This is a genomic window from Streptomyces sp. NPDC026515, from assembly GCF_055567595.1.
Map to the genome: position 1 here is coordinate 22,446 of NZ_JBVHQD010000031.1, position 12,672 is coordinate 35,117.

A 12,672-nucleotide genomic window follows, 5' to 3' on the forward strand; every position below is an offset into this window, starting at 1 on the left:
CGTAGACGTGCCAGTTGTGGCGTGGGTCAGTGGTCGGCTGGGAGGGATCCCACGTACGCGCACGCGGTATCGATGCCGGCCGGGGAGACGAGCCGGCTGCGGGACTGGATCAACCCCGACGACCCGTACTGGGCGAGCTGGCCACACCGCTCGATCAGCCAGGACCATGGCAGCTCAAGGTACTGGGCGAGAGCGCGGAGCCGTTCGGCAGCTGTTGGCGCCGCGGTGATTGAGTCGGCGTCGACGTCTCGCGCCGCAATGGTGAACTCACGGACGACCGAGGATCGGGCGGTGACGTCGACGTGCCACATTCCCTCCCCCCTGACCCAGTTGGCGATGACTGCCTCCTTGTCGGGAGCGACCACGAAGCCCTCAACAGCTTCGTACGCGGGATCGGCGGTGAATTGGGCGTGGATACCCAACGACTCCATCAGCGCCACGGCCAGGAACAGCAGGATTCGCTCATATCGCGGGGAGGAACGTACAACTTTCTCTGGAATGCAGAACGCCCGGGTGCTTGTACTACCGAGGGCCTTGGTGGTCTCCCGCAGGTACGGGAACTTGTGATCGAAGATCAACCATGCGCTGGCCTCCTCGCCACGCTGCTCCCGTGTCCAGAACGCCGGCAGCGTCGGCAGATCCGGCAGAGCACGGAGGATGTGGCGGGCGCAGAAGTCCGAGCCCAGCCACATGTGGGCGACTGGGTTCAACCCGGGCGCGGCTTCTCGGCTGACCGCAGATGCAGACAGCCGCTCGTACGCTCGGAGATCGCTGCGCGTCTCGGAGAGAGCCTGGTCGTCGGCCTGCAGCGCGTCGTCGTAGTTACTGACTGCCCACAGAATGCCGTAGGTGAGATCGTCCAGCTCGTAGGCAGCGGGGGCGGTGACTTCGCATACGCCGCCGTTCCTCATGAGCTTTGCCTGTGCCGCGCGACCGTCCAGAACGTAGAACTTCGAGACACCCTCGGCGTCGGCTGCCCCCACCAGCAGACCGCGATGCGGCCGCGTTAGGAACTCCTCCGCACGCCGCTGGTCAGGTACAGACACGATTACCCGGCCCCCCTCGACGCGCGCCGGATGGACCTGGAGTGAGAGTTGGGAACCGAGCATGGAACGGCCACCCGGGAGGAGCGCGTGCCAGTCGACACCGAATTCTGGGGCCGGGCGGGATAGCCGAAGCCCGGACCAACTCTCGGTCGCAGTTTTTGCAAAGCCAAATGGATCCTCTGCGGACTTTGCGGACGCTGGCATGGGAAAGCCAACCATCGCTGCTGCACCGATCCCCGTGCCGGCGCGCAGGAGCGCGCGTCGATCGAGTGCCACGAGCACCACCGTTCCGTCGTCTAGACGCCGAGGGACAAAGATCCCTTCGCCGTCCGACGCTGCCGCCTGGGACAGGGCCGTGACCAGGCCTAACGATGTATCGGATACATGGGCCACTGTATCGGATACATGAGCGGGCTCGGAGACAACCCAGTTGAACTCCTTCCACAGCTCGATCAGAGACCCGCCAGCGTCAAGCGCCCGGTCGATGAGCTCAACCTCTCCCTGGTCCTTCGGAGGCCGCTCGCCGTTCTCCCATCGCTGCACTTTGGAGTGCGAAACGAATGTCTTGGCGGCCAACTCCCGCATGGACAGGCCGCATGCCTCGCGCAGCTCCCGGATCACGTAACCAAGACGGTGCTGGGGCGACTGATCCGGCGTCAGTACATTTGGCCGCTGCCCCACTTCGAGCCCCCTCCATGTATCCAAGTCCCTGTATCCGACCGACGGATACAGGGCAACCGTAGAAGTCACCGAAGATCACGCCTACACCTGGAGTACCGGTTCTTCAGCCGGAGCCACCAACTTCCACTCCAGGAGGGCGAGATGACCGCGCTTCGCCATGCGCACAACATTCACCATGTAGTCGACGCGCACGGTCGGATCATCGGCTTCGCTTCGGACGGATCGGCGCCCATGCACACCGCCGTCAGAAACGGAGTAGGGCCACAACCGCGGGGGCGTCCTCGTGGAGCCGTGGTTGTCCAAGTCGCCGCCATCCTGACCGGCGGACTTGTCGTGGTGGTCCTTGTTGTGGTGATTCGCGACATCGTCACCACCGTGGCCAGCACCAGTACAGCCGGTCTGATCGTGCAGGCCCTCCTGAGGCTCTCCAATAGGAGGGACCGATGAGGGCTGTGTCTGATGCGATCGCGTATGACATGCGATCAGCTTCGCTTGTCAGCGCTAGCTTCGAGTCGCTCCAGCCGCTCGGTCAGGGCAGTCACTCTTTCCTCCAGTCGTTTGATCGCTTGGGAGGTCGGATCGGCAACAGCGTCGACGGCCGACTCGCGAATGAAGGACCCGCGCCCCTGGTGGGAGTAGATGACGCCCTCTGTACGGAGCTCCGCGAGGGCTCGCTGCACCGTGCCCGGGGCGACGGCGTAGTGGTCCGCGAGCTCTCGAGTGCTGGGCAACTTGTCGTTGCCTTTCAGTCGGCCAAGCCTGACCTGGTCCTTCACGTCCCGCACGATGCGCTGATAGGGCTGCAGATCTTCGGCCGTCATGAGCCACATCGTAAAGCTCCCCCATTGATTTAGGCAGCTTCCCCAACTTAGTTGACACAGTCGGTCGAGCTGCTTCACTGTATCAGGTAAGTCGACTAAGTCGACAGGGCGTGGTGGCGGCTCCCTGCCCGGGGGGCACGGCTGCGGACTGCTTGTTCTTTGAGAACTCCATAGCGTGATCCACCACAGATTCGACGGCCGTGACCACACCGGCTGAGGTGAGTGGAGACCCGTCGTGCGGTGCCATCACTCCTAGTGGTGGCAGTCGGCACGTGCATTGACCCGTCAGGCGCGCCCTATCAGCGCGGCCTGGGCTAGCTCCAGTCAGGTGCTCATCACTGACGGCGAGTACGGAGGGCCGGCACCCACACGACGCTAAAGAACGACGCGGCCTATGACCTTTCGCTGACCCACCGGACGGATCTCCCGGTGGTAGCGGTCCGCGTCTATCGAGATCCGGCACCCCGGCCGGGGTGCTGCGCAACCGCAGCTCGCGCTGCCCGCCGTCGATCAGCCGCTTCATCGCGGCTGGTGGTCGGCGGAGTGCGCGAGGCGCACTCAAGCGGCGGACCCCCAGGGATGCAGCCCCGGGGGTCCTGTCGCAGGTCACCCTTCTGTGAAAGGACGACCCACCACATGCACAGCATGACAGCCATCCCCGCCCTGGTCAGCCGCCCGGAGCTGCCGAAGCGCCCGCTGCCGCACGAGAAGGCGCCCGACCGGCCTGCTCCGGCCGGCGGGCGCCCGCACCCGCAGCGTGACGCGCGGATCGATGACGAGATCGGCCCCCGCGCGGTCGGTGCGATCTACCAGACCAGCATCAGCGCGTACGAGGTGCTGGCAGTCATCCGTGACCCCGAGCGTGCGAGCGCCCTGCTCCGGCGTACCGCCCTGTTCGCGGTGATCGTCCGGGACATCATGCGGGTCGATGCCGAGCCGTACGCGGTCGGCGATGCGTGGACGACGTCGGACCACCTGGTCCGCGAGGGCCGCACGCCCCAGTCGTTCACGGCGGCTGCCTGACGATCCGCCACGGTCCGCCTCCCGCCTCCCGCCCACCGGCGGGTGGGAGCGGGAGACGGGCCGTGGCTGGCCGTCCGGCCAGCCACAGGCGGCGGCCCCGGAAGGTGAGAGCTCCAGGGCCGCCAGTACAGGAACTGCAGAGGAGTCCCTGTGGCTGACAGCATGTCACGCACGATCACGACCGATGAAGCCCACCGGCGTCTCGGTCAGCACCTGCTCCGGGTCGTCCGCGAGCAGGACGCGCGGATCCCCGCCGGACGGCGCGCACCGCGCACCGTCGCCGAGATGCGCGCCCGCCTCGCCGCCGTCGCCCTGGACGACGTCGAGCAGGACGCGTGCGGCCTGTGCGGATACTGGACCTGCCGGTGCGGCAGCCCGCAGCAGACCGCCGCCGTTCCGGCCGGGGCGGGGGTGACGGCATGAACGCCGCCGTCCTCAGCCTCACCGACGAAGAGCGCGCGGAACTGTCCCGCAAGGTCGCGGAGGAGAACAAGCGCAGCGAGAACCGCCCGCGCGGATGACGGACGACCTGTACACCCGCTACCAGGCCGCGCACACCGGGCACCGCACCCACCGCGGCACCTGCACGACGTGCACCGACACCAGCCGCTGCCCCACCGGACAGCAGCTGTACGAGCGGTTCACGGCGCTCCAGGACGCCTACCTCAACCGTCTCCGCCAGCAACGGCGGTGACGGTATCCGCCAGTCCGGCACCGCCACCTCTGCCGACTGCCTGACCCGCACAGCCCGGCCCCGCCCCCGTCGGCGGCCGGGCTGTGCGGCGTCCAGGGGAGCCGCGCAGCCCGCGCGCCCGAACGCCCCTTCCGGGAGGCCTTGATGCCCACCGCAACCGCCACCGCCCCGACCGCCCGCCTGCCCCGCTCGCTGTGCCGGCACCCCGTGCTGTGCCCGGCGGCGGACAGCACGGACCGGGAGGCCGCCGCCGTCCGGGTCGCCCACCCCGAGCAGGGCTGGAGCCTCCTCTGCAACGGCCTGGTCGTGTTCGAGGACACCGGCGACCTGCTGCCCGACGGCCGGATCATCGCCCCGCACCGGCCGGTCTGACCCTCCCCCACATGCCGTCCACCCGGGCGGCACTCCGACCTGAAAGGAGGCGGCGTGGCCGCCAGGACCCGCGCCAAGAGGCCCACCACCCCGAGGAAGACCGCCGCTGCCGCGCCGCCCGCCACCCGCGCGCCGTCTCCGGCCGGGACCGAGCAGGACCCGACGGCACCGGACATGCGGGACAGGGCCGCCGACATCATCGACGCCGCCCGCGAGCAGGCCGCCGCCATCCAGACGGAGGCCGAAGCCCGTGCCGCCCGCATCGTTGCCGACACCCACGACCGCGTCACCGCGATGCTTGCCGACGCACAGCAGCACGCGGACGGCATCACCGCCGACGCCGACCGCGACGCCGCCCGGCTCCGGGAAACCGCCGGCCAGGACGCCACCGCCACGCGCGGCGACGCCGACCGGATCCTCACCGAAGCCCGCGACCGCGCGGCCGTGATCCTCACGGAGGCCCGCACGCAGGTGGCCGACCTGACCGAGCAGGCCGCCGCCGACCACGACACCGCCCGCGCACAGGTCGCCGAACTCCGACGCGTCGCTGAGGCGGACCTCGCCGAGACCGGCGCCCTGGTGGAGCGGCGCCGCACGGAGGCCGGGCAGATCGTCGCCCGCGCCCACGAGCACGCGCAGCAGCTGGCGGCCGCCGCGCAGACGGAGGTCGACCAGGCCCACGCCCGTGCCGCGCAGCTCGCCGAAACTGCGGCTGCCGCCTACGACGCCCGCCGCACCGAGGCGGAGACGCTGTACGCGGACGCGGTCACCGCCGCCGATGCCCGCCGCCGCGACGCCGACCAGGCCGTCACCGCCGCGCACGCCGAGGCGGAGCGGGCCCGTGCCGAACTGCGCGAGCAACTGCACGCGATGGGCGAGGCGTTCGACAAAACGGCGACGGAGAAGCGGGCCGCGCTGGACGCCGATCTTGCCAAGCTCCGCAGCGCGTGCGACGACCAGCGCGCCCGCCTCCAGCGGGAGGCCACCACCATCACCGACCGGCTGCGGGAGACAGCGGAGAAGGAAGCCGCCCGCATCGTCGGCGACGCGAAGAAGAAGGCCGACGCCCTCGCTGAGCGGGCACAGGCCGACGAAGCCCGCGCCCGCCGGCTCCTGGACGAACTCCGGGACGCCAAGCGCGAGGCTTCCCGCTGGCGCGGCTGGCACCGCCGGATCGGCCGCGCGGGCTGGCGCACCGCACCCTGGATCGCCCTGCTCGCCGGGATCGGGCTCGCCGCATCCGGCGAGTACGAGCTGGCGCACATGGTCGGCATCCATCCCTACGTCGCCCCGCTGCTGCCCGTCAGCATCGACGTGTACTGCGTGACCGCGTTCCGCACCCGGCGGGACATCCCGGCGGCGCTCACCCTCATGGCGTCGGCGAACGTGACTTACCACCTGACCGAGCAGTCCGGGATCGTCCAGCCGGGGCATGCGGCACCGTGGCAGCTGACCACGTTCGTGGTGCTGATCTTCGTGGCCGTCATCTGGCGCGTCCACTCTCTCATGCACGACGCCGGTACGGAGGCCCACGACCGTACGGACACGGCCGCCGTACCGGCCGGGCGTACCGGTACAGCCGCCCGTACAGACGCTTCGGCAACCGCCCGTACGAGCCCGGCCGGTACGCACTCGTACAGCGCTCCGGCCGGTACAGCACCCACCCGTACGGGCTCCGGCCCGACCGGTACGCAGCCCGTACACGGCGCCTTGCACCCCGCTGCTCCGGCAGCCGGGAATTCCGCCGTGACCGGCACGTACAACGGCCGTACGAGCGGCGTACAGGCCACCTCGTCCGGGGTGGCGCGTACTAGTACGCCGGACCCCGTCCGTACGAGCGCGGCCGGACACGACGGCGGTACGCGTACCAGTACGGTCACCGCCCGTACGGCCTCCGCCGCGACCGTCCCCGCGGGGCGTACCGGTACAGCAACTGCACCCCGTACCGACGCCGAACTGCTCCCGCTCGTACAGACGCTCCCGCGCGAGACGGACGGCTACGTCAACATCAGCCGCGCCCGTACGGAACTGTCCGTCAACCAGCCCCGCGCCGTCCGGCTACTGAAAGAGGCCGGCCTGCTGCGCCCCGAGGACGCCGACAAGCACCTGCGCCCCTGACCCACCGTCCGGCACACACCAGTGAGGGCCAGCCCACACCAATTGGGCTGGCCCTCGCTGCGACTGCCGGAAGACAGTCGACAGCTCCCCCAGTAGACCAGGAGGAATCCCCACGTGACCAGCAAAGACATCGCTACCCGGGTGACGCAGGGCGTGCAGGCGCTGGCGGTGCCGGGGCAGCGCGAGGGCTGGCAGGCCGCCCACCGTGGCAGCCTGCTGTCCGACGCGCAGTCCTACGACGGTCTCGCCGACGCCCTCCAGGCCGACGTGAAGACCCGCCGCCTGCCCGGTGACCTGCCCTTTGGCCTGTCTGCCGCATCGCGGGCCCGTAAGCGCGCCAAGCCCTTGCGGGAAGCAGCGCGGGCGCTGCGCAAGGCCGCCCGCGCCATCAACAGCACGGCGGCCGCGTACGAGGAGACGCTGCCGGAGACCGTGATGCAGCGCCGCAAGGACAAGGAGCTGGCGAAGGCCAACAAGCGGGCGGCCGTGCACGCGGCGGCCCGCAACAGTGCTGAGCAGACGCTCCAGCGGCTCGCCCCGGCCGGTCAGAACGACGACCAGCCGGGTGGCGCGCCGAAGCTGCTCGGTGACTTCTTCGGCCAGCAGAGGCGCGGCGCCTGATGGCCGCCGGCCTCTCCCCGAAGCAGGCCGCGCACTGGAACCGCCGATTCGAACAGGCCCGTGCCGAGGGCCCGGAGAGCTTCTTCCGGGCCTGGCACGACCTGCTGAAAATCGGTGCGCTCCAGAAGGTCAAGAAGTCCGGCGACCACGCGGTGTTCAACCAGCTCTCCCAAGAGCTGGAGCGCCTGTACCGCGCTCACTGCCAGTGAACGCGACCGTCATCATCACCGTCATCATCACCGCCCGAACGTCCTTGACGGGGGTCCCAACCACGTGTACGCGTACGCGTGCGAGGCCCTCTCCCACGGTCACGTACGGTTACCAGGAAGGGAGGGGCCGTGTCCGACGATCAACGCCCGGACAACGTCCTCACACTCCCCCGGATCGGCTCCCCGCCGCCTCCGGATCTGCCCCCCGCACCCGACCTCTCCACCCCCGCACCCGCCGATCCCGGCGACGGCGGGGGTGTTCGAATCTCCCCCTGGGACGCGCCCGATATCCCGCACGCGCCCACCGCTCCGGACGGGGCGGCGGTGCTGCGCAGCGAGGGCAACGAGCCGCCCGGCCCGTCTGATGCGGGAGCACCCCGGGCGGGCGCACTGTCCCTCGCCGCGGTCCTCGCGATCGCCCTCGCCGCGTTCGAGGGGCTGCAGACCTGGATCACCGAGGCGGTCCCGCTGCGGGCTGAAGCCGCCCGGCATCGCCGGGAGATCGAGCTGCTCGCCGCGAAAGCGACCGCTGACGCGCACCGGATGGGAGCCGAAGCGTCGGGGGTCCGCCGCCGGGGCGTGCCGTCCAGCCACGACTACGGCCGCAGCGCGTTCGGCAGCGGCGGTTCCGGCGGTCGCGGCCGGGGCGGCGCGTTCGGGAACGGCACCTTCGGGCGCGGATCCGGCGCGGGCCTGGGAGGCAGGTCCGGACCGGTGCGCTCCAGCGGTTCGACGCTGGGCAGCACAGGGGCCGGCCGCACCAACACCGGCCACACCGGCCCGACGGGCCGTGGCGGCGGTTCCGGCGGCGGCGGCTCCAGCCGCACCTTCGGAGGCGGAACGCGCAACAGCGGCGGCCCCGGCGGCGGCTCGGGGAACGGTTCCCGGGGCGGCGGTACGAGGGGTGCCGGCCGGAACAGCGGCGGCTCTGGTGGCAGTTCCGGCGGTTCCGGCGGGAGCGGTGGCCGCCGGTCGATGGGCCGCAAGGTCGCCGACTGGTGGGCCAAGGGCAGCCAGGGCAAGGCTCCTGGCGGTACGGGCGGCGGCACCGGGTCGTCCGGCACTCCCGGGCGCGGCTCGGGCGGCACACCGTCCAAGGGCGACCTGCACAACGCCGTACGCCGTGCACAGAAGGCCAAGGCCGCTCCGACGTTCTGGGAGGCGGCCGGGGACCAGCTCAAGAACCGGTGGAAAGGCCGCCAGAACACCGGCGGTACGGGCGGCACTCCGGGTGCGGGCGGCGGCTCCGGCCGGGCCGCCGGCGCGGGCCCCGGCCCGGTCAACAACGGCTGGAAGCCCGGCGGCCGGACCACGTTCCGGCAGGCGGTGTACGAGACGATCGGCGACCGCTGGAACAAGCGCCGCGAGGACTGGAAGGCCAACGGCGGCCCCCGCCGCAAGCGGACCGACTTCCGCAAACCCCCCGGCCCGGCCCCGGGCTCCGGTCCCGGCCCCGGCGTCGGACCCGACGGAGTCAAGTCCTGGTATTGGGCGCGGAAATCGGCGTTCGACACCGACACCGGCCCCGACGTGGTCATCACCGTCGAGCAGGCCGGTCCGGCCCGCTCGCACGGCACCCGCTGGGAGCCCACCCCGATCGCCCCGGTCCGCCCGCAGCTGCCGCGCGCACCGCAGCGCCCCGCCGGGTCCCGGCCCGGCACCACCCGCCCCAAGGAGGCCATCCCCATGCCCGCTTCTCCCGCCCGCACCGGCACGGCGGGCGTCCCGGCCGCCGCCGGCATTCCCGGCCGGATGGCCGCGCAGCACGCCACGGAAATCACCCTCGGGGGCGCGCTCGATGCCCTGTCGAAGCTGGTGTCCGCCGGGATGACCACCTACGACGCCTGTGTCGAGCTGGGCAGGCAGGCCCGGCGCCTGCTCGCCGAACTCGAGGCGATGGGCGCCGACCTCGCCGTGAACCACAACGTCAACGGCACCCGCACCCGGACCGCGCACGCGGAACTGATGGAAGCGGTCGCCGAACTGGTCGGCTACATCGAGCGGATGGCCAAGTCGTCGCTTGCGGCGGCGGAGGCCGCCGAGGCCGAAGAGACCGCGATGGCCCGGCACTACCGGCCCACCCAGGCAGCCGCGCAGGACGCGGGTCTGCACGCCCCGTCCGCACGCGTCCACAACGAACACTGAGAGGAGACGTCGTGGGAGAGATCGCACCCGCGATCGGCGCGGACGGCGCCGCCAACAGCTTTACGGCCGTCGGCGCGAAGTTCCGGGCCCTGCAGAAAGCCGCCAGTGACCTGTTCGACGCAGCCGAGACCGTTGCGCAGTCGATGCGTGACGACTCCCGGTTCGCGATCGATGTCGCGGAACTGTGCGCGGTCGCCGAGGTCGACCCGCGTCACGTGATGGCGGTCGTCGACGTCGGCGCCCGGTTCGGCGAGGTCGTCGGCGGCTCCACCCAGCTCATGGGCGCCGCCGACCGGGTCCACCAGGCCGCCCGCCAGCTCCAGCACGAACACCAGGCGGAGTACGGCGGCGTGTACGAAGCCGTCACCACCTCCCCCGCCCGGCAGGCCAAACCCGGCTTCTACCGGTCCTGACCCGCACCACCCACCCGCACGACCCACCCCGGAGGGGGCCGCACCGCACCGCGGGCGGCCCCCTCCTCCATGTCTGGAAGGACTGAACTGCCGTGATGCGCAGGATGCCCACGCGGGCGAAGTGGGAGATGGGCGCCTACGGGGTGTCCTCCGCAGCACTCGCCGTACTCCCCAACCTCAACATGCCGGCCGCCCACATCGGCGCCGCCGCGATCGGCGGCGCCAGCATGTGGCGCCTGTACCGGCAGACCAAGATTGGCGACTTCCACCGCACCGTGCGCAGCGCACAGCGGCTCCTCGGACCGGTCACCGGCAGCGCCGTCTACGCCGCCGCCGCGATGACGCCGGGCACCCGCTGGTGGGAGATCCCCCTCGCGCTCGGCTGGGGCGGCCTCATGGCCGCGTGGCTGCCCGCCACCCGCTCCACCTGGACGCCCGGCGACCTCACCGGCACCGTCTACCCGTCCGGGTTCGAGGGACTGGTCATGCGGCTGTGGGACCAGCACCAGGTAGCGCCCCACACCCACCTGGAGACCATCCGCCAGACGATCTCTGCATCGCACCCGGACTTCGAGTGCGAGATCGTCGCCCCGCAGGGCACCCCGGTCGGCCGCATCGAGGAGGAGGCCATCGCCGCCGCATTCGGCGTGCCGACCCTCGCGGTGTCCATGCGCGAGACCGACCACGGCCCCGGCCGGATCCTGCTGACCGTCGCCCCCACCGGGGAGACCAGCCGCAGCATCGAGTCGATGTGGGAGCAGCTGGTCGCACGTCCCGGCGGCGCGATCCCCGGCAGCCGCGTCCTGCGGATCGAGCAGCGACCCACACAGGACGGCATCCCCGCGCGCGGCATGATCCTCGCCGAAGTCGAGCCCGGACAGGTCGCCCGCGTCTCCCACGAGCAGCTGTGCACCGCGTTCGGAATCCGGTCCGAAGAGATGCGGCTGGTCACCGAGACGCACGGCAACCAGGTCCTGGTCACGGTGTACGAGTCGGCGCCGCTCGCCTCCGGCCGCAAGGCCACCCGCGAGCTGCTCACCCTGGACGCGTACGGCCGGTACACGATCGGCACCACCCCCGACGGCCGCGACGCCAAGGTCCACATGCGCAGCGCGTCCGGCACCCTGCACGGCTTCCTGGTCGGCGTCACCGGCTCCGGCAAGACCGTCTCGCTCGCGCTGATGTGCGCGGCGTGGGCGCTGGCCGGTCTGGCGACCTGGGTGACGTCGGCGCGGCCGGACGCGCAGATGTCCGCTGTCGGCCGCTACGTCGACCGGCAGAGCGCCGGCGCCGTCTTCACCTGGTGGCTGCTCAAGGCCGCGGTCGCGCTGATGGACCTGCGGGGCGAGATCAACGCGGAGGTCGGCCACGACTTCTCCGCTCACTCGCCATACCCGGGCCTGATCCTGGTCCTGGACGAATTCAACTCGCTGGTCGGTGACGACCTGCTCGGCGACGACATCGGATTCATGACCGACGTCATCGCCCGCGAGGGCCGCAAGTTCGGCATCGGCGTCGTCTTCGCCGGACAGTCCCTGAACCTGGAGAAGCTGGGCGGTGCCTCGTCCCTGCGGGACCAGGTGCAGGGCGGTATCGGCGTGGTCCTGCGGATCACCGGCGGCATCGCCGCCCGGCAGGCCACCGGCGGACTCGCCGGAGACGTCGACCTCGCCCCCATCCCCGACCGGCTCGGCGCCCACGTCTCCCTGATGGACCGGATGATGGGCACCGCCCAGGATGTCCCCGGCGCCGCCACCCAGGGCATGGGACACACCGTCACAGGCTCCGGCGCACAGATGATGCGCACCCTGTGGGCGCACCTGCCCGACGACGGAAGCCCCGACGGACTCGGGGACCTGTTCCCCGAAGACGGCATCTGCCAGCTCACCGACCGCGAGATCGAGCGGCTGACCGACCTCGGACTCTGGCACGACTGGACTGTGCAGCCGCCCACCGGCAAGAAGGGCGGGGACGATGAAGAGGACGGCTACGGAGGCGACATCGGCGTGTTCGCGCCGCCCCCGGTCGTCCAGCCCGCCCGCACCAAGGCACCCACGGTCAAGGAGAAGATCCTCGCCGCCGTTGACCGGGAGATGACCACCAAGGACATCCGCGACCTGGTCGACGCCGCAGCCGGCACCATCCGCAACGCCCTGTCCGACCTGGTCGCCGACGGGCGGCTGCGCCTGGTCGACCACGGCGTCTACGGCCCCGCCACCCCTGTCCCGAGCGAGGCAGCCACAGGCGAGGCAAGCCCGCAGGACGTCGCAGCCGATGTCCTCCTCACGGCTGCCGAACTTGTCATCAGCACGCAGTTCGGGTCGACGTCGATGCTCCAGCGCAAGCTGCGCACCGACCTGGACACCGCGAGGCGGGTCATGGCCGCGCTGGAGCACCTCGGGATCGTCGGCCCCGCCGACGGCGGCAACAAGCGCGAGGTCCTGGTCGCCGCCGACGCGTGTGACGACGTCCTGCGTGAGATCCGCGCCGACTTCACCGTCACCGTCGACTGACCCCACCCCACCCACT

13 protein-coding genes are annotated in these 12,672 nt (G+C 71.1%); 11 read left to right on the forward strand and 2 right to left on the reverse strand.

From position 1 onward, the window contains the following. Positions 1 to 26 precede the first annotated feature (26 nt). A complete protein-coding gene (locus ACZ4O3_RS40300; RefSeq protein WP_467727237.1) occupies positions 27 to 1,667 on the reverse strand; it encodes a helix-turn-helix domain-containing protein in 1,641 nt (546 codons plus the stop codon). Between the two features lie 201 nt (positions 1,668 to 1,868). On the opposite strand from ACZ4O3_RS40300, the gene ACZ4O3_RS40305 reads away from it, so the two are divergent. Continuing rightward, positions 1,869 to 2,174: a hypothetical protein gene (locus ACZ4O3_RS40305; protein ID WP_467727239.1), complete on the forward strand. Its 306-nt coding sequence runs from the start codon at positions 1,869 to 1,871 to the stop codon at positions 2,172 to 2,174. A gap of 35 nt (positions 2,175 to 2,209) precedes the next feature. On the opposite strand, the gene ACZ4O3_RS40310 is transcribed toward ACZ4O3_RS40305, so the two are convergent. Next, on the reverse strand, positions 2,210 to 2,548 hold the full coding sequence (locus tag ACZ4O3_RS40310) for a GntR family transcriptional regulator (RefSeq protein ID WP_467727241.1): 339 nt from the start codon (positions 2,546 to 2,548) through the stop codon (positions 2,210 to 2,212). Between the two features lie 636 nt (positions 2,549 to 3,184). On the opposite strand from ACZ4O3_RS40310, the gene ACZ4O3_RS40315 reads away from it, so the two are divergent. From ACZ4O3_RS40315 to ACZ4O3_RS40360, 10 genes are all read left to right on the forward strand, one after another. Further along, entirely contained in the window at positions 3,185 to 3,571 is a 387-nt protein-coding gene (locus ACZ4O3_RS40315) for a hypothetical protein (RefSeq protein ID WP_467727243.1), read from the forward strand. A gap of 150 nt (positions 3,572 to 3,721) precedes the next feature. Further along, positions 3,722 to 3,994, forward strand: a complete 273-nt coding sequence (locus tag ACZ4O3_RS40320; protein ID WP_467727245.1) for a hypothetical protein — start codon at positions 3,722 to 3,724, stop codon at positions 3,992 to 3,994. Between the two features lie 94 nt (positions 3,995 to 4,088). Continuing rightward, a complete protein-coding gene (locus ACZ4O3_RS40325; protein ID WP_467727247.1) occupies positions 4,089 to 4,265 on the forward strand; it encodes a hypothetical protein in 177 nt (58 codons plus the stop codon). A gap of 144 nt (positions 4,266 to 4,409) precedes the next feature. After that, positions 4,410 to 4,637 (forward strand): DUF5999 family protein, encoded by a 228-nt coding sequence (locus tag ACZ4O3_RS40330; protein WP_467727249.1) that lies wholly within the window; start codon positions 4,410 to 4,412, stop codon positions 4,635 to 4,637. 54 nt (positions 4,638 to 4,691) lie between these two features. Beyond that, on the forward strand, positions 4,692 to 6,755 hold the full coding sequence (locus ACZ4O3_RS40335) for a hypothetical protein (protein ID WP_467727250.1): 2,064 nt from the start codon (positions 4,692 to 4,694) through the stop codon (positions 6,753 to 6,755). 114 nt (positions 6,756 to 6,869) lie between these two features. Then, complete coding sequence (locus ACZ4O3_RS40340) at positions 6,870 to 7,376, forward strand: hypothetical protein (RefSeq protein ID WP_467727252.1); 507 nt, start codon at positions 6,870 to 6,872, stop codon at positions 7,374 to 7,376. Continuing rightward, on the forward strand, positions 7,376 to 7,585 hold the full coding sequence (locus ACZ4O3_RS40345; RefSeq protein ID WP_467727253.1) for a hypothetical protein: 210 nt from the start codon (positions 7,376 to 7,378) through the stop codon (positions 7,583 to 7,585). The genes ACZ4O3_RS40340 and ACZ4O3_RS40345 overlap by 1 nt, the downstream gene beginning before the upstream one ends. 129 nt (positions 7,586 to 7,714) lie before the next feature. Beyond that, a complete protein-coding gene (locus ACZ4O3_RS40350; RefSeq protein ID WP_467727255.1) occupies positions 7,715 to 9,730 on the forward strand; it encodes a hypothetical protein in 2,016 nt (671 codons plus the stop codon). 11 nt (positions 9,731 to 9,741) lie between these two features. After that, the gene (locus ACZ4O3_RS40355) at positions 9,742 to 10,143 is read left to right on the forward strand and encodes a hypothetical protein (protein WP_467727256.1); all 402 of its coding nucleotides are present in this window, start codon (positions 9,742 to 9,744) and stop codon (positions 10,141 to 10,143) included. A 95-nt stretch (positions 10,144 to 10,238) separates the two neighbouring features. Next, a complete protein-coding gene (locus ACZ4O3_RS40360; RefSeq protein WP_467727257.1) occupies positions 10,239 to 12,656 on the forward strand; it encodes a DNA translocase FtsK in 2,418 nt (805 codons plus the stop codon). The last annotated feature ends 16 nt before the right edge of the window (positions 12,657 to 12,672 follow it).